At 60.0% G+C, this 25,278-nt stretch carries 27 protein-coding genes and 1 tRNA gene; 24 read left to right on the forward strand and 4 right to left on the reverse strand.

All coding sequences use genetic code 11. The features are described from left to right. Positions 1-61: 61 nt before the first annotated feature. From BJF91_RS05835 to pncB, 3 genes are all read left to right on the forward strand, one after another. Positions 62-1,024: a 2-hydroxyacid dehydrogenase gene (locus tag BJF91_RS05835; protein WP_075613552.1), complete on the forward strand. Its 963-nt coding sequence runs from the start codon at positions 62-64 to the stop codon at positions 1,022-1,024. Between the two features lie 128 nt (positions 1,025-1,152). Next, positions 1,153-1,422, forward strand: a complete 270-nt coding sequence (locus BJF91_RS05840; RefSeq protein WP_075613553.1) for a hypothetical protein — start codon at positions 1,153-1,155, stop codon at positions 1,420-1,422. Positions 1,423-1,637: 215 nt separating this feature from the next. Continuing rightward, entirely contained in the window at positions 1,638-2,942 is a 1,305-nt protein-coding gene (pncB, locus tag BJF91_RS05845) for a nicotinate phosphoribosyltransferase (RefSeq protein ID WP_075613554.1), read from the forward strand. Here the strand turns inward: pncB and BJF91_RS05850 are convergent. From BJF91_RS05850 to BJF91_RS05860, 3 genes are all read right to left on the reverse strand, one after another. Continuing rightward, entirely contained in the window at positions 2,932-3,501 is a 570-nt protein-coding gene (locus BJF91_RS05850; protein ID WP_210289086.1) for a hypothetical protein, read from the reverse strand. The genes pncB and BJF91_RS05850 overlap by 11 nt on opposite strands. 2 nt (positions 3,502-3,503) lie before the next feature. Further along, positions 3,504-4,487: an SRPBCC family protein gene (locus BJF91_RS05855; RefSeq protein ID WP_075613555.1), complete on the reverse strand. Its 984-nt coding sequence runs from the start codon at positions 4,485-4,487 to the stop codon at positions 3,504-3,506. A gap of 223 nt (positions 4,488-4,710) precedes the next feature. Beyond that, positions 4,711-4,800, reverse strand: a tRNA-Ser gene (locus BJF91_RS05860). A gap of 310 nt (positions 4,801-5,110) precedes the next feature. Here BJF91_RS05860 and BJF91_RS05865 point away from each other — a divergent pair. The 10 genes from BJF91_RS05865 to deoA all read left to right on the forward strand — a co-directional run bounded on the left by BJF91_RS05865 (position 5,111) and on the right by deoA (position 14,420). Continuing rightward, positions 5,111-5,428 carry a hypothetical protein gene (locus BJF91_RS05865; RefSeq protein WP_075613821.1) on the forward strand — a complete coding sequence of 106 codons (318 nt, stop codon included), beginning with the start codon at positions 5,111-5,113 and terminating at the stop codon, positions 5,426-5,428. A gap of 53 nt (positions 5,429-5,481) precedes the next feature. Then, the gene (msrA, locus tag BJF91_RS05870) at positions 5,482-6,132 is read left to right on the forward strand and encodes a peptide-methionine (S)-S-oxide reductase MsrA (protein WP_075613556.1); all 651 of its coding nucleotides are present in this window, start codon (positions 5,482-5,484) and stop codon (positions 6,130-6,132) included. Between the two features lie 250 nt (positions 6,133-6,382). Continuing rightward, positions 6,383-7,375, forward strand: coding sequence for a BMP family lipoprotein (locus BJF91_RS05875; RefSeq protein ID WP_075613822.1), 993 nt, complete (start codon positions 6,383-6,385; stop codon positions 7,373-7,375). 80 nt (positions 7,376-7,455) lie between these two features. After that, on the forward strand, positions 7,456-8,988 hold the full coding sequence (locus tag BJF91_RS05880) for an ABC transporter ATP-binding protein (protein ID WP_407639862.1): 1,533 nt from the start codon (positions 7,456-7,458) through the stop codon (positions 8,986-8,988). Positions 8,989-8,995: 7 nt separating this feature from the next. Further along, positions 8,996-10,129 (forward strand): ABC transporter permease, encoded by a 1,134-nt coding sequence (locus tag BJF91_RS05885; RefSeq protein WP_075613557.1) that lies wholly within the window; start codon positions 8,996-8,998, stop codon positions 10,127-10,129. Between the two features lie 12 nt (positions 10,130-10,141). Beyond that, complete coding sequence (locus BJF91_RS05890) at positions 10,142-11,113, forward strand: ABC transporter permease (protein WP_075613558.1); 972 nt, start codon at positions 10,142-10,144, stop codon at positions 11,111-11,113. Positions 11,114-11,118: 5 nt separating this feature from the next. Continuing rightward, positions 11,119-11,511, forward strand: coding sequence for a cytidine deaminase (locus BJF91_RS05895; RefSeq protein ID WP_075613559.1), 393 nt, complete (start codon positions 11,119-11,121; stop codon positions 11,509-11,511). Next, positions 11,508-12,317, forward strand: coding sequence for a purine-nucleoside phosphorylase (locus tag BJF91_RS05900; RefSeq protein ID WP_075613560.1), 810 nt, complete (start codon positions 11,508-11,510; stop codon positions 12,315-12,317). Before BJF91_RS05895 ends, BJF91_RS05900 begins: the two co-directional genes overlap by 4 nt. Then, on the forward strand, positions 12,310-13,098 hold the full coding sequence (gene deoC / locus BJF91_RS05905; RefSeq protein WP_075613824.1) for a deoxyribose-phosphate aldolase: 789 nt from the start codon (positions 12,310-12,312) through the stop codon (positions 13,096-13,098). The genes BJF91_RS05900 and deoC overlap by 8 nt, the downstream gene beginning before the upstream one ends. A 2-nt stretch (positions 13,099-13,100) precedes the next feature. Beyond that, positions 13,101-14,420 (forward strand): thymidine phosphorylase, encoded by a 1,320-nt coding sequence (gene deoA / locus BJF91_RS05910; RefSeq protein ID WP_075613561.1) that lies wholly within the window; start codon positions 13,101-13,103, stop codon positions 14,418-14,420. Here the strand turns inward: deoA and phnF are convergent. Continuing rightward, a complete protein-coding gene (phnF, locus tag BJF91_RS05915; protein WP_075613562.1) occupies positions 14,404-15,138 on the reverse strand; it encodes a phosphonate metabolism transcriptional regulator PhnF in 735 nt (244 codons plus the stop codon). The genes deoA and phnF overlap by 17 nt on opposite strands. Positions 15,139-15,249: 111 nt before the next feature. Between phnF and phnG the strand changes: the two genes are divergently transcribed. From phnG to phnE (BJF91_RS05970), 11 genes are all read left to right on the forward strand, one after another. Continuing rightward, positions 15,250-15,717: a phosphonate C-P lyase system protein PhnG gene (phnG, locus tag BJF91_RS05920; protein ID WP_075613563.1), complete on the forward strand. Its 468-nt coding sequence runs from the start codon at positions 15,250-15,252 to the stop codon at positions 15,715-15,717. Then, positions 15,714-16,322, forward strand: coding sequence for a phosphonate C-P lyase system protein PhnH (gene phnH / locus BJF91_RS05925; protein WP_184412851.1), 609 nt, complete (start codon positions 15,714-15,716; stop codon positions 16,320-16,322). Before phnG ends, phnH begins: the two co-directional genes overlap by 4 nt. Beyond that, positions 16,323-17,429, forward strand: coding sequence for a carbon-phosphorus lyase complex subunit PhnI (locus BJF91_RS05930; protein WP_075613565.1), 1,107 nt, complete (start codon positions 16,323-16,325; stop codon positions 17,427-17,429). 178 nt (positions 17,430-17,607) lie between these two features. Beyond that, the gene (locus BJF91_RS05935) at positions 17,608-18,507 is read left to right on the forward strand and encodes an alpha-D-ribose 1-methylphosphonate 5-phosphate C-P-lyase PhnJ (RefSeq protein ID WP_075613825.1); all 900 of its coding nucleotides are present in this window, start codon (positions 17,608-17,610) and stop codon (positions 18,505-18,507) included. 11 nt (positions 18,508-18,518) lie between these two features. After that, entirely contained in the window at positions 18,519-19,295 is a 777-nt protein-coding gene (phnK, locus tag BJF91_RS05940) for a phosphonate C-P lyase system protein PhnK (RefSeq protein ID WP_075613566.1), read from the forward strand. An 11-nt stretch (positions 19,296-19,306) separates the two neighbouring features. Next, entirely contained in the window at positions 19,307-20,014 is a 708-nt protein-coding gene (gene phnL, locus BJF91_RS05945; RefSeq protein ID WP_075613567.1) for a phosphonate C-P lyase system protein PhnL, read from the forward strand. Beyond that, positions 20,011-20,640 carry a DapH/DapD/GlmU-related protein gene (locus BJF91_RS05950; RefSeq protein ID WP_075613568.1) on the forward strand — a complete coding sequence of 210 codons (630 nt, stop codon included), beginning with the start codon at positions 20,011-20,013 and terminating at the stop codon, positions 20,638-20,640. The genes phnL and BJF91_RS05950 overlap by 4 nt, the downstream gene beginning before the upstream one ends. A 106-nt stretch (positions 20,641-20,746) precedes the next feature. After that, the gene (phnC, locus tag BJF91_RS05955) at positions 20,747-21,595 is read left to right on the forward strand and encodes a phosphonate ABC transporter ATP-binding protein (protein WP_075613569.1); all 849 of its coding nucleotides are present in this window, start codon (positions 20,747-20,749) and stop codon (positions 21,593-21,595) included. A 212-nt stretch (positions 21,596-21,807) separates the two neighbouring features. Continuing rightward, a complete protein-coding gene (phnD, locus tag BJF91_RS05960; RefSeq protein WP_075613570.1) occupies positions 21,808-22,716 on the forward strand; it encodes a phosphonate ABC transporter substrate-binding protein in 909 nt (302 codons plus the stop codon). A 74-nt stretch (positions 22,717-22,790) separates the two neighbouring features. Continuing rightward, on the forward strand, positions 22,791-23,753 hold the full coding sequence (phnE, locus tag BJF91_RS05965; RefSeq protein ID WP_075613571.1) for a phosphonate ABC transporter, permease protein PhnE: 963 nt from the start codon (positions 22,791-22,793) through the stop codon (positions 23,751-23,753). Positions 23,754-23,762: 9 nt separating this feature from the next. Next, positions 23,763-25,259 (forward strand): phosphonate ABC transporter, permease protein PhnE, encoded by a 1,497-nt coding sequence (gene phnE, locus BJF91_RS05970; RefSeq protein WP_075613572.1) that lies wholly within the window; start codon positions 23,763-23,765, stop codon positions 25,257-25,259. Positions 25,260-25,278 lie beyond the last annotated feature (19 nt).

Genomic DNA, 25,278 nt, shown 5'->3' on the forward strand with positions numbered 1-25,278 from the left:
ATCGGTTTTTCTTGAACTGCCCACTCTCGTTCTGCATCCATAACCGCCTCAAGGATTTCCAATGTCTGCCAAGCCTGCCGTGGTGATCGACCTCAAGTTTTCGCGCGCCGCCATGGAGACAGCGCTGTCAGGCGCTTTCCAGGATCGGGAGGTGATCGACCTCGGTGATCCCGCCAATGCCGACCGTGATCTCTCGACAGCTGCTTATGCGGTGCTGTGGAAGCCGGAGCCGACGCTGTTTACCCGTGCAAGCGGCCTGTCCGTACTGTTTTCCGGCGGTGCCGGTGTCGATCACGTTCTGACGCTGCCTGATTTACCGGATCTTCCTATCGTCCGTTTCGTCGACCGCAGTCTGACCGACCGGATGAGCGAATGGGTAGTGCTGCAGTGTCTTTATCACCTGCGCCACATGACGACCTACCAGCAGCAGCAGCGGGACAAACAATGGCACGAACTTGCCCTGCAGCCTGAGGCGCGAGATGTCACCGTCGGCGTGATGGGGCTTGGCGTTCTCGGTCAGGATGCGGTGCGCAAGCTCAAAATCATGGGCTTTAACGTCATCGGCTGGTCGCGCCGCAGCAAGCAGGTCGACGGCGTCGAGACCTTTGACGAAGACCACATCGACCAGTTCCTTGCCCAGACCGATATTCTCGTCGGCCTGTTGCCATTGACCCCGGAAACGCGGGGACTGTTCGATAGCAGCCTGTTTTCACGGCTGCGCCAAGGCGGGGCACTGGGCAAGCCGGTCTTTCTCAACGCGGGCCGTGGTGGGAGCCAGGTGGAAGCCGATGTCATCACCGCCCTGCAGAAGGGTGTACTCGGCGGCGCATCGCTCGATGTTTTCGAGAAGGAGCCGCTTGGCACCGATAGCCCGCTATGGACTATGGAAAACGTCGTGATCACCCCGCATTCAGCGGCCGCCTCTGATGTGCGGGCGCTATTTGCCCATGTCGAGAAGCAGATCGCCCGGTTCGAAGCCGGCGAGCCGCTGCAACATGTCGTGGACCGCCGGTCGGGTTATTGATCAGCGCTCACTGACACACCGATCAGGCGCCCGCTGCTGCTTCGCGCCAATCGGGAACTTTTCCTGCTGCCGGTTCGTTGGCAAACCAGGAGGCGCATCCTGCGCCTGTTGTAGGGGAGGGTTATCCGATGGCCGGGCCAGGTAATTTCAATGGGAATGATGAGCGCAACACGGCGGCCGAGCGCCCACTCGAGCCAACAGAGGCCCGCCAGGGTTTTCGCGGCAAGCCGGTGCTGATCGTGTTGCTGGCCGGTCTTGTTCTTGCGCTGGTCGCATGGATTCCGGCTGAATGGTGGGGCCAGAAAATCGCGCCGTCAAAGGATCCGGCAACGGAAACCACGCGTCCGACCACCGCCCCCCAGCAACCGCAGAATAGTCAGCCGACAACAACGCCCTGAGCGGGCATGACAAGGAAAATAGCGATCCTGGTTTCTCGAAGATTTGGGAAATCAATGAGGTAGGGCACCTTTGCATGCAGCTAATTGCCTGGAGTTTGCCCCGCCCCTAGACTTTGGCTGCAGTTTTTTCGATAAGAGGGCCTGAATCATTGCACGTCGTAGTGTGATGGCATTGAAGCGGCCGCACCACGGCCGATGACGGGCGGCGAGGACGAATGGCCAAGACGGATATTGCAAGGCGGGTCTATAACCATGCCTGGAAGCTCGACCCCATCGTGCGCAGCCTGCTCGATACCGATTTCTACAAGCTGCTGATGTTGCAGATGATCTGGAAACTCTATCCGGATGTCGATGTCACCTTCACGCTGATAAATCGGACGACAAAGGTGAGGCTCGCCGAAGAAATCGATGAGGCGGAACTGCGCGCCCAACTCGATCACGTGCGAACGCTCGGTATCAGCAAGAAAGAATTGATCTGGCTGGCCGGTAACACATTCTATGGCCGTACCCAGATTTTCGAGCCGGAGTTCCTGGCCTGGCTTTCCACCATCCGCCTACCGGCTTATGAGCTATCCAAGCGTGATGGCCAATATGAGCTGACCTTCCGTGGCCGCTGGACGGAAACGACGCTTTGGGAAATCCCGGCGCTCGCGATCATCAATGAGCTGCGCTCCCGCGCTGCCCTGAAATCCCTCGGCTATTTCTCGCTGGACGTGGTCTATGCGCGTGCAAAGGCCAAGATGTGGGAAAAGGTCGAGCGGCTAAAGCAATTGCCGGGTCTGCGCATTTCCGATTTCGGCACGCGTCGCCGCCACAGCTTTCTCTGGCAGAGGTGGTGCGTTGAAGCGCTCAAGGAAGGAATAGGAGAAGCCTTTACCGGCACTAGCAACGTCTTGCTGGCGATGGATTCCGATCTTGAGGCCGTCGGCACCAATGCCCACGAATTGCCGATGGTGGCGGCGGCTTTGGCAAAGACCGATTCCGATCTCGCCAATGCGCCCTACAAGGTGCTGCAGGACTGGAACACGCTCTATAACGGCAACCTGCTGATTGTGCTGCCGGACGCCTTTGGCACAACGGCCTTCCTGCGCAATGCGCCTTCCTGGGTAGCGGATTGGACCGGTTTCCGTCCCGACAGCGCCCCGCCCATCGAAGGCGGCGAAAAGATCATCGCCTGGTGGGAAAAGATGGGCCGCGACCCAAGCCAGAAACTGCTGATCTTTTCCGACGGATTGGATGTCGACGCGATCATCGACACGTACCGTCATTTCGAAGGCCGTGTGCGGATGAGCTTCGGTTGGGGCACCAATCTCACCAATGATTTCATCGGCTGCGCGCCGCATGACATCGCCGGCCTGAAGCCGATCTCGATCGTCTGCAAGATCACGGAGGCCAATGGCCATCCCGCCGTGAAGCTCTCGGATAATCCCCTGAAGGCGACCGGTGAGCCGGCGGAGGTGCAGCGCTATCTGAAGTTTTTCGGTTCGGAAGATCGAGTCGAGCACGCAGTTAAAGTGTAAGCGCGTCCGCCTCATGCGATCGGAGCCAGCGTGCCAGCGCTTCAATGACTTTGAGGCGTAAACAGGTCTTGCGGGCCATGGCGCGCAGCAAGGTGCGATCATTGGCCCCGAAGCCCATATCCTGCATGACATCCGCTGGTGTCATGCCCTGCGCTGTCATGATGGCTTCCATGCGTGATATTGTCTGTGGCAACAGATAGCGGCCATTGGCAATTGGAGCATTCGAAAACGCTGAATGCGAGTCCTGCGTGGGCAGAGCGATGTCTCCCGCCAACGTTAGCCATGTGGCAAACTCCTGCCGTTCCTTGGGGGAGGCTTTTTTCCAGGAGTTTTTCAGCTTTTGCACACGAGTTCGCTCTGGCCGCAGCTCGACAAGCTCGAGCGCCGCCCGCAACGAACCAATCCGTCCGGCGATGAAATCACTGTAGACGCCAGGGCATCGAACGCGAAGACGCTCTAGATCCTTGTTTTTACGTGTTTCCGGACGGAAAACCGGCTCCCACTTTTCCTGGAAACACTCTGAATCCGCTGCTTTTGTTGTTTTTTCTTTTTTGGACATCGTTACCCATTAGCAGAGGCCCGCTGCGCGGCTTCTGATCTATCTTTAATCACGTTCAATACGACGCTATGGAAGTCTTTGAAAAAGATCCTGCCCCACAAATCGCAGTAGGCATTGATAGGCGTTCTGATCCGATAGCGGCTTGTCAGCGTCAACCGCGTATTGCCATTGGCCAAAGGCTCCAGACGGTAGTCGCCATTGGTGAGCGTGAGATACGTGCTGTTGACGTCGATATGGCCTTCAATAGCCGAAGGAATGGAGTCGGGTGAAAAACGGAAATTCCATGAAAGGAAGCGATTGGTTTCCCAGCCGGTTATGACCTCTTCAAACCGGATATTCTTCGTCCATTTGAGGTGACGGACAGCACTGGTTCCCTCGTCAGTCAGCAGAGCGTCCTGCGGCTGCGGCATGCCCAAGACGCCGTGGCTGAACGTAAACTTCAGCTCGCTTGGATCGATGTTGCGAATTTCCACCGTGTTTCGCCAGACAGTCTCGGCCGGTGCCGCAATCTCGATGACCGTCGTTATATCAGAAAGATGGTCGGCATAGATCAGGTGAGGCTCAATCGGCAGCCCAACGAGGGGCAGGACGATAAGAAAGGTGGCACGACCAGGAGACCGGAATTTGCGGATCAGTGTCAATGTCAGGAGAGAGCCGAGGCAGGATGCCAAGGCGAAGATCGGAAGCCCCATCACCACGCAGATTATGCTCTCGTTGAAAAAGAGCACGGTCAAAGCGAGGCCGATACCGATGACCATCCAACCCAGTTTAATCTGCCGCCAAGCCGTGCTTTTGCCGCGCGGATCAGCAATGCTTGTGGCAAGGCTAGAGATCGCCATCGGCATAAGCACAAGCCCGCCAACAAAGGGCAGGCCGGAATTTTTATCTGTCCAAATCAGACCATACAGCAAAAGTGCATAGATAAGCGCGACAATGACGGCAATGGAGATGCGCTCAATGATAGGCGGGGTGGTGGATGCACTCACGCGATTACGCTCCGTATGAATTGCCCAGCGTTATAAACGCGAACAAGCCCGACGAGACAAGAGGCTTAAACACCTAGCGCATCCTGACTGGATTTTGGGGCCCCAAGCATCGCAGCGACGTTATCGAGCTGAGTAGGTTGCTATGCCAGGCCACGAAACAGCGCCTGCATACGGAAAGGGCTCTGGCCCAGCCAATTTAGTTAAATCAAAGTTTTGGATATAATGGCGGACAGGGAGGGATTCGAACCCTCGGTACGCTTTCACGCACACACGCGTTCCAGGCGTGCGCCTTAAACCACTCGGCCACCTGTCCGTTTTTCGAAGAGCTTGCTGCGGGGCAGCTTGGCCGTTCGGGCGGGACATATATCAAGGATTCGGCGGCGATCAACCCAAATCTGACAGTTTTTCGACAAAGCCTCGGAAAACTTTCGCGCGGCACCGACTTCGGCCGTTGGGCTTCGATCGCCGATCCTGTAAAAGCGTCGTGTTTGTGAGAGAAAAGTTGCCTCCGGTTTTCCCGACAAAACGGACGCAGGCGCGGAAATCGAAAGTCTGTTCGGCTCAATTTGAGGCTGACGAGGCTGACACAGTCTGGCGAAATGCATGGTGAGGATATGAAGGTGATGCGGTTTCTGTTGCGGCTTTTCAGCTTCCTGGCCCTGGTGCTGGCCGTCATCGCCGGCACGACCGATGCGATTGAATCGGTTGCCTTGTCAGATGTCGTCACCACGCCCTTTGGATCGCTCTGGGCCGATGTCGGGCCTGCCAGCCTTGCTCTGGTCAAACAGGCTCTCACCACCCATATAGGGGACAACGGGTTGCAATTGGCAGATGACTTGTTGTTGCGACAACCGGCATTTGCGGTTTTCCTCGTGATTGCCCTGCTGTTATGGATCGCCGGATACAAGCGACGCGCCGCAGCCGGTCGTTTTGCAGCCTGAAATTCAGTTCTTGCCCGCCCCAATCCTTGGACCCATGCAAAGGGAGACGCGCCATGCTGTTGAATGCCCTATTTTCGAAAAAGACCGTTATGCCCACGCCGGACACAGCTCTACCGGGGCGTGACCGGGAAATGCCCACCGCCGCGCTCCATTTCGTCAGCGGTCGTCCGCTGAAAGGTCCTTATCCCGAGGGGACGAAGACCGTCTATCTCGGCATGGGCTGCTTCTGGGGTGCCGAGCGATTGCTGTGGAACACGCCAGGTGTTTGGGTGACCGCGGCAGGCTATCAGGGCGGATTTACGCCCAATCCGACCTATGAGGAGACCTGCACCGGCCAGACCGGCCACGCGGAAGTGGTCAAGACCGTTTATGATCCGACAAAGGTAACGCTCGAGGACCTGTTGAAGATCTTCTTCGAAGCGCATGATCCGACGCAGGGCATGCGCCAGGGCAACGATATCGGTAGCACCTACCGGTCCGCGATCTATACTGAAAACGACGAGGATCTTGCCTCAGCGCGGCAGGTGGCGGCCCGTTTCCAGGATGCGCTTTCAAAGGCGGGCCACGGTGAAAAGATCACGACGGAGATCGCGCCAGCCGGTTCCTTCTATTATGCCGAGGATTATCACCAGCAATATCTGGCCAAGAATCCCAACGGTTACTGCGGTCTACGCGGCACCGGCGTCAGTTGCCCAATCGCCTGATCGCGAGATCGGGTTAAAAATCAAGCAAACAAGCCGTTGATGCGGCTTGTTTTTTCGCCTTTCGGCTTCAAAAAGCAGCAGCCCTGTTAATATTTACCAGTTGAAAAAAATCTGGTGAATTTTTTGGAAAGCCGTGCAAGGATAAGGCCCAGCCAATCCTAAGAGGGGGCGGGCGGGTTTGTCGCGCCGATATTTCGGCGATCGACAGAAAGCCTTTCAAGAACAACACAAGCAACATCAGGGCTGCATCATGAAGAAATCCCTTATCACGCTGTTTGCCATGGCCGCTATGTCGGCCTCGGCGCTTGCGGCCGACATCAAGCCGGCGCTCGTCTATGGCACCGGCGGCAAGTTCGACAAGTCCTTCAACGAAGCAGCCTTCCATGGCGCCGATAAGTTCGAAAAGGAAACCGGCATCAAGTTCCGGGATTTCGAACCTACCAGCGACACCCAGGGTGAGCAGGCAATCCGCAACTTCGCCTCCAAGGGTTTCAGCCCGATCGTCGCCGTATCCTTCGCCTGGACCTCGGCTATGGAAAAGGTCGCGGCCGAATTTCCTGATACCAAGTTCGTGATCGTCGATTCCGTCGTCGACAAGCCCAATGTTCGTTCCGTCGTCTTCAAGGAAGAAGAAGGCTCGTATCTGGTCGGTCTGATGGCTGGCATGGCGTCCAAGTCCGGCAAGGTCAGCTTCGTCGGCGGCATGGACATTCCGCTGATCCGCAAGTTCGAGTGCGGCTATGAGCAGGGCGCACGCGCGGCCAATCCGAAGATCGAAGTGCTGCAGAACATGGTCGGCACCACGGGTGCGGCCTGGAATGACCCGGTTCGTGCCGGCGAATTGACGAAGAACCAGATGGACCAGGGTTCCGACGTGATCTACGCGGCGGCCGGTGCATCCGGCATGGGTGTGTTGCAGACGGCTGCTGACGCCAAGAAGTTCTCGATTGGCGTCGATTCCAACCAGAACTACCTGCATCCGGGTTCGGTTCTGACCTCGATGGTCAAGCGCGTCGACCTCGCCGTCTACAACGCCTATGCCGATGCCAAGGCTGACAAGTTCAAGCCAGGCCTCGAAGTGCTCGGCGTCAAGGAAGACGGCGTCTCCGCCGCCATCGACGACAACAACAAGGCTCTGGTCACGCCTGAGATGAAGGCGGCTGTCGACAAGGCCAAGGCTGACATCATTGCCGGCACTATCAAGGTCCATGATTACATGAAGGACAATTCCTGCCCGAAGTAATCTAGTAGCCAAGGGCGCGAGCGGTTTTCCGTCTCGCGCCCTTTTTGTGTCCGCCATCCGGAGTTTTGCACGTGGCCCCAATCCCCGCGATCGAAGTCCCTGCGACCAATGTCCCTGCGATCGAACTCATCGGGATCGACAAGAAATTCGGTCCGGTTCACGCCAATAAAAATATCAATCTGACCGTCGCCAAGGGCTCGATCCATGGCATTATCGGTGAAAACGGTGCCGGGAAATCGACGCTGATGTCGATCCTCTATGGCTTCTATCAGGCCGACAGCGGCGACATCAAAGTCGGCGGCCAGAGCACTGTCATCAAGGACAGCCAGACGGCGATTTCCTGTGGCATCGGCATGGTGCACCAGCACTTCATGCTGGTCGAGAATTTTACCGTTCTGGAAAATATCATGTTGGGCGCTGAAGGCGGCGCTCTCCTGGCTAAGGGGACGGCTGCGGCGCGCGCCACCCTGAAGCAGCTGGAAACAGATTACGGCCTTGACGTTGATCCGGATGCTGTTGTCGAGGAGCTTCCGGTCGGCCGCCAGCAGCGGGTGGAAATTCTAAAAGCGCTCTATCGCGGCGCCGATATTCTCATTCTCGACGAGCCGACCGGGGTGCTGACGCCGGCCGAGGCCGATCACCTGTTCAAGATCCTTCGCGTGTTGCGTGATCAGGGCAAGACCGTCATCCTCATCACCCACAAGCTGCGCGAGATCATGGCGATCACCGATACGGTCTCGGTCATGCGGCGTGGCGAGATGGTCGCGACCCGCAAGACGGCAGAGACCACGGTCGAGGAGCTGGCGGAACTGATGGTTGGCCGCCGCGTGCTGCTGCGGGTGGACAAGCAGCCGGCAAGCCCGCGCGACGTGCTGCTTTCAGTCAAGAACCTTACCGTCAAGGACAGCCGTGGCGTCGTCATGGTCGACAACGTGTCCTTCGATGTGCGCGCCGGCGAAATCGTCGGCATTGCCGGCGTCGCCGGCAATGGTCAGAGCGAGTTGTTGGAAGCAATTGCAGGCATCCGCAAGCCGGTGTCCGGCGAAATCCTGATCGAGGGGGCGCCAGTCACTGGTTACGACCCAGCCCGGCTGCGTCGGATCGGCCTTGGTCATATCCCGGAAGACCGCCATCACATGGGCCTCGTCCTCGCCTTCGAGGAAAGCCAGAATGCCATTCTCGGCTATCACCGCGATCAGCGTTACGGCAAAGGACCCTTCCTTGACCCGAAGGCGATCCGCACTGCTGCTGAAGCCGAGATTGCCAAATATGATATCAGGCCGCCCAATCCGCGGCTGAAGACCGCGAATTTCTCCGGCGGCAACCAGCAGAAAATCGTCGTTGCTCGCGAAATCGAGCGCGATCCGACCGTGCTGATCATTGGTCAGCCGACCCGTGGCGTCGATATCGGCGCGATCGAATTCATCCACCGGCGAATTGTCGAAACTCGCGATGCCGGCAAGGCGCTGCTGCTGGTTTCGGTGGAACTGGATGAAATCCGCGCCCTGTCCGACCGTATCCTGGTGATGTTTGCCGGGAAGGTCGTGGGTGAAAAGACGGCAGATGCCGATGAACAGACGCTGGGCCTGATGATGGCCGGCATTGCCGCTTGAGGTTTTGATGAGCACCGCTTCCATTCCGCTGCCGAACTGGATCACCTACGGGCTTTTGCCGCTGATCAACCTGCTGCTCGCCTTCCTGATTTCCGGCCTGGTGGTCTGGATCATCGGCGAAAATCCCTGGGATGCGCTGGTTTTGATGCTGCAGGGCGCGCTTGGCCGGGGCGAGGGCATCGGCTTTACGCTGTATTATGCCACCAATTTCATTTTCACCGGCCTGTCGGTTGCCGTTGCCTATCATGCCGGCCTGTTCAATATCGGCTCGGAAGGCCAGGCCTATGTCGGTGGGCTCGGTGCTGCCCTGGTGGCGCTGGCGCTCGACCATTACTGCCCCTGGTATGTGACCATGCCCTTTGCGGTGATCGGTGCTGCCGTGTTCGGCGCTGCCTGGGCGCTGATCCCGGCCTGGCTGCAGGCCAAGCGCGGCAGCCATATCGTCATCACCACCATCATGTTCAATTTCATCGGCGCAGCGCTGATGGTCTATCTCCTGGTGCATGTGCTGATCGTGCCGGGCAAGATGGCGCCGGAAACCCGCACCTTTCTCGAGGGTGGCCAGTTGCCGAAGCTGGACTGGCTTATGGCCATGTTCGGCCTGAAACTCGGGCCTGCCCCCTTCAACGTATCCTTCCTGATTGCACTGGTCGCTGCGGCAGCCGTCTGGGTGCTGATCTGGCGCACCAAGCTTGGCTATGAAATGCGCACGCTCGGCATCAGCCGGTCGGCGGCGGCCTATGCCGGCATTCCCTATGTGAAGATCGTCATCATCACCATGCTGATCTCGGGCGGCCTGGCAGGCATGATGTCGCTCAACACGGTCATGGGCGCTTCCGCCCGTTTGCAGGTGGAGTTTGTCGGCGGCGCTGGCTTTGTCGGCATCGCTGTCAGCCTGATGGGCCGCAGCCATCCACTTGGCATCGTCATAGCCGCCATCCTGTTCGGCGTGCTCTATCAGGGCGGGGCAGAGCTGTCCTTCGACATGCCCAACATCACCCGTGACATGATCGTGGTCATCCAGGGCCTGGTCATCCTGTTTGCCGGTGCGCTGGAATTCATGTTCCGCCCGGCTCTGGTGCGCCTCTACCAGACGATGTCGCGCCAGACAGTTTCGGGCCAGAAGATTTCGGAAAAGTAAGGAGCTGACGGCATGGACAATTTTGAAATGATCCTCAGCATCCTCGGCTCGACTATCCGCCTGTCGATCCCGCTGATCTTTACCGCACTGGCCGGGCTGTTTTCCGAGCGTGCCGGCGTGTTCGACATCGGGCTTGAAGGTAAGATGCTGGCTGGCGCCTTCGCTGCTGCCTGCATCGCCTATCTCACCGGTTCGGCCTGGGCCGGATTGGCCGGCGGCATTGTCGTTTCCATCGGCTTTTCGCTGGTGCACGGCTTTGCCTCGATCACCAATCGCGGCAACCAGATCATTTCAGGCGTCGCACTGAATTTCGTCGCCGCCGGCCTGACGGCGGTGCTGGGCCAGGCCTGGTTCAGCCAGGGCGGCCGCACGCCGCAATTGCCGAGCGACGCCCGTTTCCAGCCGATCGTGCTGCCAGGCGTCGATGCTATCAAGGACGTGCCGTTTCTCGGTCCGCTCTATGTCAACGTCATCTCCGGCAACAATATTTTGACCTATCTCGCCTTCCTCGCCGTCCCCTTGAGCTGGTGGGTGCTTTATCGTACCCGGTTCGGTCTGCGTTTGCGCGCGGTGGGCGAAAATCCAGGTGCTGTCGATACGGCAGGCATTTCGGTCGCCTGGCTGCGCTACCGGGCGGTGATTGTCGCGGGCTTTCTCTGCGGCTTTTCCGGCGCTTATCTCGCCATTGCCCAGTCGGCGGCCTTCATTCGCGACATGTCGGCGGGCAAGGGTTATATCGCGCTTGCCGCGCTGATCTTTGCCAAATGGAAGCCGGTGCCTGTGATGTTCGCCTGCCTGCTGTTCGGCTTCCTCGATGCGATGTCCAATTTCATGCAGGGCAAGGCTGTGCCTGGCATCGGCGAAGTGCCGGTACAGATCTTCCAGGCGCTGCCCTATATCCTGACCTGTATTCTGCTGGCAGGCTTTATCGGTGCCGCCAATGGTCCTAAGGCGGGCGGTGTGCCCTATGTGAAGGAGCGGTAACAACCATGTCTCATGACCTGTTCGAGGCGGCCAAGGATGCGATGCGCCATGCGCATGCGCCTTATTCCAAGTTTCCTGTTGGCGCGGCGATCCGGGCCGATGACGGCAAGATCTATACGGGCGCCAATATCGAGAACCTGTCCTTTCCCCAAGGGTGGTGCGCCGAGCCGACGGCTATCGGCTGCATGATCATGGGCGGCGGTCGCAAGATCGTTGAGCTTGCTGTCATTGCCGAGAAGCTGGCGCTGTGCCCGCCCTGCGGCGGCTGCCGCCAGAAAATCCGCGAATTCGCCTCGGCCGAGACCAAGATCTATCTGTGTGATGAAGTCGGCGTGCAGAAGGTGATGAGCATGGATGAGCTTCTGCCCTTCAGCTTCGAGACGGACACGCTCGGATGATCCCCGCCGTCGACCTCTTGATCGACCGGCTGAATGGGCTTCTGCCGCGCATCGCCATCGTGCTCGGCTCAGGCCTTGGCGGGCTGGTGGACGAGGTAGAGAATGCCGTGCGCATTCCCTTTGCCGATATTCCAGGCTTCCCCGAGGGGGGTGTTTCCGGCCATGCCAAGGAACTGGTCGCCGGCTTTTTCGCAGGCCTGCCCGTCATCATGGTGGCCGGCCGCGTGCATTACTACGAAAAAGGTGATGCCAGCGCCATGCGCCTGCCGATCGAGGCGCTTTCGGCGCTTGGGGTCAAGACGCTGATCCTGACCAATGCGGCCGGATCGCTCCGGCACGACATGCCGCCGGGATCGGTGATGCAGATCACCGATCACATCAATTTCTCGGGGCTAAACCCGCTGATCGGCGAAAGTGGCGATGGCCGCTTCGTCGGGATGACAGCCGCCTATGATGCCGATCTCGCGGCGGCGATGTATCAGGCGGCAAAGGATGAAGACATTCCCTTGTCATCCGGCGTCTATATGTGGTTCTCCGGCCCGAGTTTCGAAACGCCGGCGGAAATCCGCATGGCGCGGCTGTTGGGAGCCGATGCGGTGGGCATGTCCACCGTGCCGGAGGTAATCCTGGCACGATATTTCGGTCTCAAGGTTGCGGCCGCCTCGGTTATCACCAATTATGGGGCCGGGATGACCGGTGCCGAACTTAGCCACGAGGAGACCAAGGATATGGCTCCAATCGGTGGCAGCAGACTTGCCGTCATCCTGAAGCGGATGATCGCCAATGGAGGAGCGGATCTTGGATAGTCGTGAATTGCGCGAATGCGCAGCCGTCGCCCTGTCGGTGCTGGATCTCACCAATCTCAAGGATGATTGTACCAGCGCCGAAATCGAAGATCTCTGCGCGCGCGCCACCAGCCCGCTCGGTCATACCGCGGCAATCTGCATCTGGCCGCGGTTCATCGCCCAGGCGCGCGCCATTCTGGGCACTGAAAGCCCGGTGCGGATCGCGACCGTCGTGAATTTCCCCTCCGGCGATCTCGATGTCGCAACCGTTGTCGCCGAGACGCGGGCAGCGCTCGCCGATGGTGCCGACGAAATCGATCTGGTCATTCCCTACCGGGCATTCATGGCCGGTGATGAAGCAGCAGTGGAACGGATGATTGCGGCCGTGAGAGCCGAGATTGCTGCTCCTGCGCTTTTGAAGACCATTCTGGAAACCGGCGAGCTGAAAAGCGCCAGCCTGGTATCACGTGCGTCGCAGATCGCCATTGCCGGCGGCGCCGATTTCATCAAGACCTCGACCGGCAAGGTCTCGGTCAATGCGACGCTGGAGGCAGCCGATCTCATGCTGCAGGAAATCCGCGCCAGCGGCCGCAAGGTTGGCTTCAAACCAGCCGGCGGTATTTCCACGGTCAAGGATGCAAGCCTTTATTTCCGCCATGCCAGTGCAATCATGGGTGAGGATTGGGTGATGCCGTCGACCTTCCGGTTTGGCGCATCTGGCCTGTTCAACGATATCCAGGCAATCATGACCGGCGAAAAGGCCACCGGACAAAAGGCAGACAGCCAGACGAGCAGCTATTGATCATGCAGCCCGTGGAGATCATTCGTCGCAAACGCGACGGTGCCGAACTCTCCGATAGCGAACTGCAGGCCTTCATTCGTGCGCTTGGCCGGGACGAATTGTCGGAAGGTCAGATCGCGGCCTTTGCCATGGCCGTTTTTCTGCGCGGCATGAGCGACGCTGAGACCGTGGCGCTCACGCTTGCCATGCGCGACAGCGGCACGGTGCTCTCTTGGAAAGGGCTGGGGCGACCGGTCACCGACAAGCATTCCACCGGTGGGGTCGGCGACAACGTCTCGCTGATGCTGGCGCCGATCGTCGCCGCCTGCGGCCTAGCCGTGCCGATGATTTCCGGCCGGGGCCTCGGCCATACCGGCGGTACGCTCGATAAGCTCGAATCGATCCCGGGCTACAATATCGCGCCTTCCGCCGAGGAATTTCGCAGGCTGGTCGATACAGTCGGCTGCGCCATCATCGGCCAGACTGCCGATCTCGCACCCGCCGACAAGCGGCTTTATGCCGTGCGCGACGTCACCGCTACAGTCGAATCCATTCCGCTGATCACTGCCTCTATTCTGTCGAAGAAACTGGCAGCGGGGCTCGAAAGCCTCGTGATGGATGTGAAGTTCGGCAATGGTGCCTTCATGGACAGCGCCGAAGAGGCGAGCATTTTGGCGCGCAGCCTGGTCGCGGTTGCCAATGGTGCTGGGGTCAAGACCACGGCGCTGTTGACCGATATGAACCAACCGCTGGCCGATGCCGCAGGTAACGCCGTCGAAATCGCCAATGCCGTGGCTTTCCTTAAAGGCGAAAAGGCGGGCCGCCGGTTGGAGACGGTGACGCTCGCGCTCGGTGCCGAGATGCTGGTCAATGCGGGCGCGGAGACGGATCTTGACCAGGCGCTGGCGCGCTGCCGCCAAGTGCTTACGAACGGTGCTGCCGCCGAGCGTTTCGGGCAGATGGTCCATGCCCTCGGCGGGCCGGCGGATTTCCTTGAGCGAGCGGAGCATTATCTGCCAAAGGCCCCGCTGGTTATTCCGGTCCTTGCCACGGCTTCCGGCTTCCTCTCCAGCGTTGCCAGCCGCGACATCGGCATGGCCGTCATCGACCTTGGCGGTGGCCGCCGCCGCGCCACTGACCGCATCGATCATGCCGTCGGCTTCAGTGACTTCCTGCCGGTCGGCACCCCTATTGCCAGAGGGGATGTGCTTGCACTTGTCCATGCCAATGACGAGGTTAGCGCGACTCGTGCCGCGCAGGTGATTGCCAGCAGCTTCGTCATCGGGGAAGACCAGCCGGCGCGACGGGAAGATATCGCCGAGCGGATCAGTTCTCGATCGTGAATTGCACCCGGTCGGCGGGAAAGCGCGTCACGGCATATTGCACCGGCACGCCATCAATATCCGTATTCAGCGCCTTGGCGATCATGACGATCGCCCCGGGCGACAGGCCGAGTACGTCGCGGTCGCCGGGATCGGCATGCACGGCGCTGATTTCGGTGCGCAGCCGGAGATAATCGCCAAGACCACAGGCGGCAAAGGCTGCGGTGATTGAGCCGCTCTTGCGATAGGCAGCATCGATGCCCTCGAAACGGGGTAGCGGAAACCAACTGGTCGACCGCGAGACAGCCTGGCCATCGGCCTTGCGCAACGCTTCGAGGCGCATGACTGGAGTGCCAGCCTCCAGGCGCAAATGATTGGCGATGTCAGCATCGGCAGGTTCGATAGCACTGTCGAGCAGCAGGCCTTCCACGGCTCGGGCCTGGTCGCCAATCCCAGGCGTAAAGCGAGTGCGCTTTGATATCGGAAAATTGATCCGGTCTCGTCGCTCGATCAGCGTGCCGCGACCCTGCATCGCACGCACGATGCCTTCCTGGGCAAGGGCTGCCAGAGCGCTGCGCACCGTATGGCGATTGACCCCGAATTCCGCCGCCAGAACCGCCTCCGGCGGCACCATCCCCGTGGCGTCATAGGCGCCGTCACTGATCGATACGCGGATGCGATCGGCAATCTGACGCCATAGCGCAACGCCGGTCTGTCTTTCGATCGTTTTTGGCCCCACCCGCTTTTTCCCCTCATGTCACATGCTTGTCATTCAAGCTGGATATTTATAGGATGAATTTGTATGGTTGTCTATATAAATAGACAAATTACTTTGAAACAGGAGAAGGCAATGGCGGCGCAAGCGCAAAATGCGGGTCCTGATCACAGTGCTCGAAAACGGGTCGTGGATCTCTTGGCGGCTGCAAGTCTGTCGGAGCTAAAGGCGCTCTGGGCCGAACTGCCGGAGCCACCACAGGCGCAGTTCCTGCGCGGACCGGAAACGGGCTTGGTGATGGTGCGCGGGCGCATCGGCGGCGGTGGCGCGCCGTTCAATCTCGGTGAAGTCACGGTGACCCGTGCAACGTGCCGATTGGCCTCAGGCCAGGTCGGTCACGCCCAGGCGCTCGGCACGTCCAAGGAAAAGGCCAGGCTGTCGGCAATATCAGATGCGCTTTGGCAGGATGAAGCATACCGCGACCGTGTCGAGGCGCTGCTGGTCTCTGTCGAGCGCCGCATTGAGGAGGCCGACCGCCGCAAGGCGGAAGAGGTAGCGGCAACCAAGGTCGATTTCTTCACCATGGTCAGAGGAGAAGACTGATGCTGGACGCAGATAGCTTGATCGGCGGCTTTTCGAACCCGGTCTTCGATGCGCAGACGGTATTTCGTGCCGTCATGGATGGCATGGCTCGTCCGGGTAGCCGCCAGACGATAGGGCTCGGGCTGCAGCCGCCGGCGCCGTTTGGCTTGGCGCAGGCCGCGATTGCGCTGACGCTTTGCGATGTCGACACGCCCGTCTGGTTAAGCACAGGCCTCGCCAAAGGAGCGGTGCCGAACTGGCTGAGTTTTTACACCGGTGCCGTGACGGTGCCGCAAAAGGCCGATGCGCATTTCGCCTTCTTCGAAGGTGGCAGTCCGCTGCCCGCCTTCGGACAATTCTCGGGCGGCACTCAGGACTATCCCGACCGCTCCGCCACCCTCGTCTACGAACTGCCGAGCCTTGATGGCGGTGATGTGCTGGTTCTGACGGGTCCCGGCATCGAGGATAAGGCGACTGTCGCGCCGCATCATCTGCCTGAGGGTTTCCTGCGCCAGTGGCAAGACAATCGCGCCCTGTTTCCGCGTGGGGTGGATGTCGTCCTCACCGCCGGCCGGGATTTCCTTTGCCTGCCGCGCAGCTGCGCAATCGCTCTTAAGGAGGCGTGAATGTATGTTGCCGTAAAGGGTGGCGAAGCCGCCATCGCCAATGCTCACCGCCTGCTGGCCGACCGCCGTCGCGGTGACCGCACACTTCCTGCCATGACCGTCGAACAGATCGTCGAGCAGTTGGCACTGGCCGTCGGTCGCGTCATGGCCGAGGCCTCGCTCTATGACCGCAAGCTGGCGGCGCTTGCCATCAAGCAGGCCCGGGGCGACATGATCGAAGCGATCTTCCTGCTGCGCGCCTATCGCACCACTCTGCCGCGTTTCGGCCTGTCGGAGCCTGTCGATACTGGTGCCATGCGGATCGAGCGACGCATTTCCGCGACCTATAAGGATCTGCCCGGCGGCCAGTTGTTGGGGTCGACCTTCGATTATACCCATCGTCTGCTCGACCCCGCGCTGCTGGATGAAGAGGAGACCGAGCAACCATTGCGCAAGCCCGATCTCGGTGAGCCGGCCATGCGGGTCTCGGATATTCTTTCCGGCGAAGGACTGATCGAGCCGGATGGCGACATGCCTGAAGATCATCTGGCCGGTGACATCACCCGCGAGCCTATCGAGTTCCCGATGGCCCGCGATCTGCGCTTGCAATCGCTGGCGCGCGGTGATGAAGGCTTCCTGCTGGCGCTCGCCTATTCCACCCAGCGCGGCTATGGCCGCAGCCATCCCTTTGCCGGTGAAATCCGCCTGGGCGAGGTCGAGGTGGAGTTGGATGTGCCGGAACTCGGCTTTGCCGTGTCGCTCGGGCGTGTTCAGGTGACGGAATGCCAGATGGTCAATCAGTTCAAAGGGTCATCCAAGGCGCCGCCGCAGTTCACCCGTGGTTATGGCCTGGTTTTCGGCCAAAGCGAGCGCAAAGCCATGGCAATGGCTCTCGTCGATCGGTCCTTACGCGCCTCTGAGCTTGGCGAAGATATCGTGGCACCAGCCCAGGATCAGGAATTCGTTCTGTCCCATTGCGACAATGTGCAGGCGACCGGTTTCGTCGAACATCTGAAGCTGCCGCATTACGTGGATTTTCAGGCGGAACTGGATCTGGTTCGCCGCATGCGTGCCGAGCACGAACAGGCGCGCCAACAGGGGCTCGGCCTCAGCGAGGCGGCAGAATGACCGGCAACTCAATCGTGTTCGGAATACCAGAAGGCGCAGAGCGTCGACATGCCCAGCATGAGCGTCACAAAGATGGCGAACATCATTTCGATTTCCATGTCTCTGTCTCCCTGCACTCTTTGATTGAAAAGCATGTTGTCTTGGAGGGTAACGCAGAATGATTACGGAAGTTTCACCGATGGATGAATTAGCCTCCTATAATTTTGCCTATCTCGATGAGCAGACCAAGCGGATGATCCGCCGGGCCATCCTGAAGGCCATCGCCATTCCCGGCTATCAGGTGCCGTTTGCCTCGCGCGAAATGCCTATGCCTTACGGCTGGGGCACCGGCGGCGTGCAGGTGACGGCGGCAATTCTCGGGCCGGACGATGTGCTGAAGGTCATCGACCAGGGGGCTGACGACACCACCAATGCCGTCTCCATCCGCGCCTTCTTCCAGAAGGTCGCCAATGTCGCGGTCACCACCCATACCAGCGAAGCCTCGATCATCCAGACCCGCCACCGTATCCCCGAGGAAAGGCTGCATGCCGGCCAGGTCCTGGTCTATCAGGTGCCGATCCCCGAGCCGCTGCGCTTCCTCGAGCCGCGCGAGACAGAGACCCGCAAGATGCACGCGCTCGAGGAATACGGCTTGATGCATGTGAAGCTCTACGAGGACATCGCCCGCAACGGCCGCATCGCCACGACCTATGCCTATCCGGTCAAGGTCGCCGGTCGCTATGTGATGGACCCGTCGCCGACCCCGAAATTCGACAATCCGAAAATGCACCGGTCTGAGGCCCTGCAATTGTTCGGTGCCGGCCGGGAAAAGCGGATTTATGCCGTGCCGCCCTTTACCGATGTCGTCAGCCTCGATTTCGAGGACCATCCATTCGAAATCCAGCGCTTCGACAAGCCCTGCGCCCTGTGCGGCGCCGAGCATGTTTATCTCGACGAGGTGATCCTCGACGACAAGGGCGGGCGGATGTTTGTCTGCTCCGATACCGACCATTGCGAGGACCGCCGGGCGCATGGCCATCGCGGCGAGATGCTTGCCGATCCCGACACTGATCCCACCCATGAGGAGGCCGCGCCATGAGTGAACAAGCAATGAGCGAGCAACCGCTTCTGAAGGTCCGCGACCTCTCGAAATTCTATGGCCGGCGGATCGGCTGTGCCAATGTCTCCTTCGATCTCTGGCCCGGTGAAGTGCTGGCCGTGGTGGGCGAATCCGGCTCCGGCAAGACTACGCTGCTTTCCTGCCTCTCGACCCGGCTGATGCCGACGACAGGCAGCGTCGACTACCGTATGCGTGACGGCGCCTATCGCGAACTCTATCACATGAGCGAGGCCGAGCGCCGCTTCCTGATGCGCACCGATTGGGGCTTCGTCCATCAGAACCCCGCCGATGGCCTGCGCATGACCGTGTCGGCCGGCGCCAATGTCGGCGAGCGGCTGATGGCCGTGGGCGAGCGGCATTACGGCAATATCCGCGCCACCGCCACCGACTGGCTGGAGCGGGTGGAAATTGCGTCAGACCGCATCGACGACCAACCGCGCGCCTTTTCGGGCGGCATGCGCCAGCGCCTGCAGATCGCCCGCAATCTCGTGACCAATCCTCGTCTGGTCTTCATGGATGAGCCGACCGGCGGCCTGGATGTGTCAGTTCAGGCCCGGCTTCTCGACCTGGTACGTGGTCTGGTCGCCGATCTTGGCCTGTCGGTCATCGTCGTCACCCACGATCTCGCCGTCGCAAGATTGCTGTCGCACCGGATGATGGTGATGAAGGATGGCCATGTCATCGAGCAGGGCCTGACCGACCGGGTGCTGGACGATCCGCGCGAGCCTTACACCCAGTTGCTCGTTTCCTCGATCCTGCAAGTGTGATTGGAGCACCCATGCCCACGCCTCTTATCGTTTCCGATGTCGCCAAAAGCTTCACGATGCATCTGCGCGGTGGACTGGTTCTGCCTGTCGTGCGCAATGTCAGTTTTTCCGTCGAAAGCGGCACCTGCAGCGTGCTGGGCGGACCGTCCGGCATTGGCAAAAGCTCGATCCTGAAAATGCTCTACGGCAACTATGCCGTCGATAGCGGCCAGATCCTGGTGCGCCATCACGATGCGGTAGTCGATCTCGCTTCGGCCGCGCCGCGTATGGTGCTGGACATCCGCCGGGACACGATGGGCTATGTCAGCCAGTTCTTGCGCACCGTGCCGCGTGTGTCGGCGCTTGATGTCGTTGCGCAGCCGCTGACAGCGCGTGGCGCCTCCGTCGAGGAGGCGAGGGCGGTGGCGAGCGATCTCCTGGCCAAGCTGAACCTGCCACAGGCGCTCTGGCAATTGCCGCCCGCCACCTTCTCCGGTGGCGAACAGCAGCGCGTCAACATCGCTCGCGGCTTCATCACCGATCACAAGATCCTGCTGCTCGATGAGCCGACCGCGTCGCTCGACGCGAAGAACCGGGCGGTGGTGATCGAATTGATTGCCGCGAAGAAGGCTGCTGGCGTGGCGATGCTCGGTATTTTCCACGATGAGGAAGTGCGCGAGGCCGTTGCCGACAACATTCTCGACGTCTCGCAGTTTTCGCCCCGGAGTATTGCCGCATGAGCACCCGTCTTGGCATCGAGCCTGTTATCCATCCGAGCGCCAGCGTAAAAGACAGCACGCTCGGCCGCTACTGCGAAGTGGCGGAGCGCACCCGGCTGGATGAAGTCGAGATGGGCGACTATTCCTATATCATGCAGGATGGGTCGGTCTGGTGCGCGACGATCGGCAAATTTGCCAATATCGCCGCCAGCGCCCGCATCAATGCGCCCAATCATCCGACTTGGCGGGCGACGCTGCATCATTTCACCTATCGCGCCGCCGACTATTTCGAGCGCGCTGACATGGACGCGGACTTCTTCGCCTGGCGGCGGGAAAACCGGGTGATGATCGGCCACGACGTCTGGATCGGCCATGGCGTTACCATTTTGCCGGGCGTGACGATCGGCAATGGTGCGGTGATCGGCGCCGGCGCGGTCGTCTCGAAACCCGTTGCGCCTTACACCATCGTCGGCGGTGTGCCGGCCAAGCCGATCAAGCCGCGCTTCGCGCCTGGCATCGGCGAGCGCATGGACCGGCTTGCCTGGTGGGATTGGGACCACGAGCGGCTGCATGCGGCCTTGGCTGATTTCAGATCCATGTCTGCGGAAGAGTTTTTGACCCGACACGAAGTATCGTTTCCAGTATAGGAGTGCCCCTGAATGATTTAACAAAAATGTCATGAAACTGACATTGGTGCTTCACTTGCTTGGTCTATAGCTCGCTTCAATTTGGACATGAGGTCGGACGGGGCGCATGAATTTTGAACTGACCGAGGTAACGCGACGTTTCGGCAAGAAGACTGCCGTCGAAGCCGTGACCCTGTCCATTCCGCATGGTCAGATGGTCGGCATCATCGGTCGGTCCGGTGCCGGAAAATCGACCTTGCTTAGGATGATCAACCGGCTTGCTGATCCCACCTCCGGCTCCATGCGGTTTGGCGATCAGGATGTGTCGCGGCTCAAGGGTGCTGCCCTGCGCAACTGGCAGCGCGATTGCGCGATGATCTTCCAGCAGTTCAATCTGGTGCCGCGTCTGGATGTGCTCACCAATGTTATGCTGGGGCGTCTCAACCATCGCTCGACGGTGCTGAGCCTGCTCAATGTGTTCACCCGCGAAGAGCGGATCATGGCGATCGCGGCGCTGGAGCGTCTGGGTATCGAACAGACGGCGATGCAGCCGGCGGGCACCTTGTCGGGTGGCCAGCAGCAGCGTGTCGCCATCGCCCGCGCCTTGATGCAGGCCCCGAAAATGGTGCTCGCCGACGAGCCGATTGCTTCGCTGGACCCGCTGAATGCCAAGATCGTCATGGATGCGCTGCGCGACATCAACGAGCGCGAAGGCATTACGGTGATCACCAATCTGCACACGCTGGATACGGCGCGCGCCTATTGCGAGCGGATCATCGGCATGGCGGCGGGACGGGTGGTGTTCGACGGTCCGCCCGAGGCGCTGACGGCTGACGCGGTGGAGGCGATCTACGGCACCGGCCAGGACGGATCGGCCATCGACGAAAGCATGACCTCGACGACCATTCGGCTGCCGAAGCCGGATCTGGCCCTGTCGTCCCATGCGCCTTTATCGATGGCGGTTCCGGTAAACTGAGCATTTCCAGGAAAAGTGTGAAGCGGTTTCCCGTTCGGAAATGCGTGAAGATAACGGGATCAATCGCGAAGCCATGACATCAATCGACTTCGCCTGAAGGCTTCGGTCTTCCGGTGCTGCCTTCGCTTGCCCGCGTCAAAGGCACTTTCTGACATCACAGGGACAGATCCGGATTTGGCGGAAAACCAGGCCGGAAAACCAGGAGAGAGACCATGTTGAAGAAAATCCTGCTTGCATCGGTGACGCTTCTGTCGCTGGCCGGCGTAGCTGCTGCGGAAGACCTGAAGGAATTCCGCATCGGCATCCTCGGCGGCGAAAACGAAGCCGACCGTCTGCGCAACTATAACTGCCTGTCGGACGGCCTGAAGAAGCAGTTCGGCTTCACCAAGGTTTCGCTCTTCCCGGCCTCCGACTATGACGGCGTCATTCAGGGCCTGCTCGGCGGCACGCTCGATTATGCCGAGCTTGGCGCCTCCGGCTACGCCAAGGCCTATCTGGCCAATCCCAAGGCTGTCGAGCCGATCCTGACCACCGTGCAGACCGACGGCTCCATGGGCTATTACTCGATCATGGTTGCCCGCAAGGACAGCGGCATGACCAAGGTCACCGACATCAAGGGCAAGAAGCTCGGCTTTGCCGATCCCGATAGCACCTCCGGCTACCTGATCCCGACCGTGACCCTGCCCGACGCGCTCGGCGGCAAGCCAGTCAAGGATTACGTCGCGTCGACCGGCTTCGGCGGCGGTCATGAAAATCTGGTTCTCGAAGTGCTGAAGGGCACCTTCGATGCCGGTACGACCTTCGGTTCCGGCGTCGGCAACTTCAAGGACGGCTATACGTCGGGCAACCTGCGCAAGATGGTCGACAAGGGCGTTCTCAACATGGACGACCTGGTCGAACTGTGGAAGTCGCCGCTGATCCCGAACGGCCCGATCGTTGTTCGCTCGTCCATGAGCGATGACATGAAGACCAAGATCAAGGCCTATATGATGGCCCTGCCGAAGACCGACGCAGCCTGCTTCGCCGCCATCGAAGGCGGCGATTTCAAGGGCTTCGCAGAGGTGAATGTCGATTTCTACAAGCCTGTCATCGATGCCCGCAAGGCCACCATCGGCGGCTGATAGCTCCGCTTAAAGACGAGCCGCCGGCATGATGCCGGCGGCTTCTCCATTTTACCCATTTCGGAAAGTGTCCGATGAGCCATACCGCCGGATTGTCCCTGCTGAGCGATCAGGGCCGCGTGATCGAAAGCCACTGGAACGCGCTTGCCAGAACCCGTCGCCTCTATACGCTGGCCGGCCTTGCCGTACTGCTTCTGGCGCTGTCGGGATCGCTCTGGTTTGCCAACGACACCAATTCGGGGAAGTTCCTCGACCGGCTGCCGCATCTGTTCGATTTCGTGGAGACGCTCATTCCCCGCGATGGCCGCGAGATCTGGCGGGCGATGTTCGACCTGCCGTCGCCCTATGACGATGGCAGCCTGAAATACAATTATCCGGAAGGGCGCTTCTACATTACCCAGACGCTCTACATCCCTGAATATTTCTACAAGATGATCGAGACGCTGAACATTGCACTGGTCTCGACGCTGCTGGGTGGCATGCTCGGCTTCTGCCTGTCCTTCATGGCTGCGCGCAACATGATGCCGAGCAAGTGGGTGCGCTGGCCGGCACGGCGGTTCATGGAAGTGCTTCGCGCCTTTCCGGAAGTGGTCCTGGCTGGTTTCTTCCTCGCCATCCTCTCGCTCGGGCCGATCCCGGCGATGATTGCTGTGTCCGTCCATACGGTGGGCGCGCTCGGCAAGCTGTTTTTCGAAGTGGTTGAGAATGCCGATATGAAGCCGGACGAGGGCCTGCACGCCGTTGGCGGCAATTGGCTGGAGCGGCTGTGGTTCGGCATGGTGCCGCAGGTCATGCCAAATTTCATCAGCTACGCCCTGCTGCGCATGGAAATCAACGTGCGCGCCTCCACCATTATCGGTGCGGTCGGCGGTGGCGGCATCGGTGAACCCTTGCGTCTGTCGATCAGCCAGGGCCATGCGGCGAAAACTGTCGCCATCGTCATGCTGCTGCTGACGACGGTGATTGCCGTCGATCAATTCTCCGCCTGGCTGCGCCGCAAATTGGTCGGCGAACAGGCCTTCCATGTGGTCGCCTGAGGATTTGTCATGACCCATCTCTCCGCTGCCGACATGGACAAGATCGCCGCTCGCCATCCCGAGATCTTCCGCCGCAGCCTATTGCAGCGCTACAAGGTGCCTATCACCGTCTCGGTTCTGGCGCTCTATTTTGCCTTTTCCTGGTGGTTTTTTGCCGTTGGCAAGGTGATCTCCACCGCCAACTGGTCGATTGCCGGCAACTACCTGGCCGATTGGGTTTCCTACGAAATCCGTCCGGAAATCAATATTGCCGGCGACGGCGCCATCTCGATCGCCTATTCGCGCTTCGATCCTATCGGCCCCAACCCGAACCCGAACTGGCTGGTCACCCAGAAGGCGATGATGACGCGCACGACGGGTGCAGCAGATGCACCGGCCGCAGCCGCGCCGGCTCCAAAACCCTCCAGCTTCAATTTCATGGGCGCCGCGACGCAGCAGGCACCCGTCGAGGTGGCAGCGCCGACCACGCGGCAGGAGGAAGTGATCACCAAGGCCGATGTACGGCTCGGCGCTCATTCCTCGCTGCTGGTTGATCCTGCCAGTGTCGAACTTACGCGCGGAGCCGAAAGCGTCACCCTGATGCTCGACCGCAAGGCCGGCACTGTGCTTGCCGATGGCCCACTGCCGACCTGGGTGGAGCAGCGGGAGCGCGGCGGCCGCGTCATGGCCTATTTCGGTTTCGACGGCTGGGTCGACATCAGCGCCGACCGGGTGCGTGTGCGCAACCGCTTCTTTGGCTGGGCCAATTTCTTCTTTGACACCAATTCCGCTTTCTTCGGCAAATCGACCGGTGAGGTGATCAGCCTGGTGACATCGGGCGCCAGGCTCGATCCGGCCCAATCCAACCTGTCGCTCGCCTGGAACGACATTCTCTACAATCCATCCTGGCAGCATCTCGATGTCTGGACCAAGCTGGCGCAGACGCTTGTCATGGCCTTTGTCGGCACGGTCTTCGCCTCGCTGGTCGCCTTTCCCCTATCTTTCATCGCGGCGCGCAACATCACCCGCAACCGGCCAGTCAATCAGATCACCAAGCGTTTCTTCGATTTCCTGCGCTCGGTGGACATGCTGATCTGGGCGTTGTTTTTCACCCGCGCTTTTGGGCCGGGGCCGCTTGCTGGCATTTCGGCGATTTTCTTCACCGATACCGGCACCTTTGGAAAGCTCTATTCCGAGGCATTGGAGAATATCGACGACAAGCAGCGCGAGGGCGTGAAATCGGTCGGCGCCTCGCCGCTCGCGGTGCAGCGCTTTGGCATCCTGCCGCAGGTTCTGCCGGTATTTGCATCGCAGGCTTTGTATTTCTGGGAATCCAATACCCGTTCGGCGACGATCATCGGCGCGGTTGGTGCCGGCGGCATTGGTCTCAAACTCTGGGAGGCAATGCGCACCAACCAGAACTGGGAAAATGTCTGCTATATGGTGCTGCTGATCCTGCTGGTCGTGTTCGTCTTCGACGCGATTTCCAATCTGCTGCGTTCCAAACTGATCGGCGCGCAGCGCTGATCCGATTATTCCTCCATAT

The sequence above is a fragment of the Gillisella taibaishanensis genome (assembly GCF_001938985.1).
Lineage (GTDB): Bacteria > Pseudomonadota > Alphaproteobacteria > Rhizobiales > Rhizobiaceae > Allorhizobium > Allorhizobium taibaishanense.

Excerpts from the sequence above, each read along its gene's own strand:
- BJF91_RS05835 (WP_075613552.1), top strand. The coding sequence starts at position 62 with ATGTCTGCCAAGCCTGCCGTGGTGATCGACCTCAAGTTTTCGCGCGCC.
- BJF91_RS05840 (WP_075613553.1), top strand. The coding sequence starts at position 1,153 with ATGGCCGGGCCAGGTAATTTCAATGGGAATGATGAGCGCAACACGGCG.
- pncB (WP_075613554.1), top strand. The coding sequence starts at position 1,638 with ATGGCCAAGACGGATATTGCAAGGCGGGTCTATAACCATGCCTGGAAG.
- BJF91_RS05850 (WP_210289086.1), bottom strand. The coding sequence starts at position 3,501 with ATGTCCAAAAAAGAAAAAACAACAAAAGCAGCGGATTCAGAGTGTTTC.
- BJF91_RS05865 (WP_075613821.1), top strand. The coding sequence starts at position 5,111 with ATGCGGTTTCTGTTGCGGCTTTTCAGCTTCCTGGCCCTGGTGCTGGCC.
- msrA (WP_075613556.1), top strand. The coding sequence starts at position 5,482 with ATGCTGTTGAATGCCCTATTTTCGAAAAAGACCGTTATGCCCACGCCG.
- BJF91_RS05875 (WP_075613822.1), top strand. The coding sequence starts at position 6,383 with ATGAAGAAATCCCTTATCACGCTGTTTGCCATGGCCGCTATGTCGGCC.
- BJF91_RS05885 (WP_075613557.1), top strand. The coding sequence starts at position 8,996 with ATGAGCACCGCTTCCATTCCGCTGCCGAACTGGATCACCTACGGGCTT.
- BJF91_RS05890 (WP_075613558.1), top strand. The coding sequence starts at position 10,142 with ATGGACAATTTTGAAATGATCCTCAGCATCCTCGGCTCGACTATCCGC.
- BJF91_RS05895 (WP_075613559.1), top strand. The coding sequence starts at position 11,119 with ATGTCTCATGACCTGTTCGAGGCGGCCAAGGATGCGATGCGCCATGCG.
- BJF91_RS05900 (WP_075613560.1), top strand. The coding sequence starts at position 11,508 with ATGATCCCCGCCGTCGACCTCTTGATCGACCGGCTGAATGGGCTTCTG.
- deoA (WP_075613561.1), top strand. The coding sequence starts at position 13,101 with ATGCAGCCCGTGGAGATCATTCGTCGCAAACGCGACGGTGCCGAACTC.
- phnG (WP_075613563.1), top strand. The coding sequence starts at position 15,250 with ATGGCGGCGCAAGCGCAAAATGCGGGTCCTGATCACAGTGCTCGAAAA.
- BJF91_RS05930 (WP_075613565.1), top strand. The coding sequence starts at position 16,323 with ATGTATGTTGCCGTAAAGGGTGGCGAAGCCGCCATCGCCAATGCTCAC.
- BJF91_RS05935 (WP_075613825.1), top strand. The coding sequence starts at position 17,608 with ATGGATGAATTAGCCTCCTATAATTTTGCCTATCTCGATGAGCAGACC.
- phnK (WP_075613566.1), top strand. The coding sequence starts at position 18,519 with ATGAGCGAGCAACCGCTTCTGAAGGTCCGCGACCTCTCGAAATTCTAT.
- phnL (WP_075613567.1), top strand. The coding sequence starts at position 19,307 with ATGCCCACGCCTCTTATCGTTTCCGATGTCGCCAAAAGCTTCACGATG.
- BJF91_RS05950 (WP_075613568.1), top strand. The coding sequence starts at position 20,011 with ATGAGCACCCGTCTTGGCATCGAGCCTGTTATCCATCCGAGCGCCAGC.
- phnC (WP_075613569.1), top strand. The coding sequence starts at position 20,747 with ATGAATTTTGAACTGACCGAGGTAACGCGACGTTTCGGCAAGAAGACT.
- phnD (WP_075613570.1), top strand. The coding sequence starts at position 21,808 with ATGTTGAAGAAAATCCTGCTTGCATCGGTGACGCTTCTGTCGCTGGCC.
- phnE (WP_075613571.1), top strand. The coding sequence starts at position 22,791 with ATGAGCCATACCGCCGGATTGTCCCTGCTGAGCGATCAGGGCCGCGTG.
- phnE (WP_075613572.1), top strand. The coding sequence starts at position 23,763 with ATGACCCATCTCTCCGCTGCCGACATGGACAAGATCGCCGCTCGCCAT.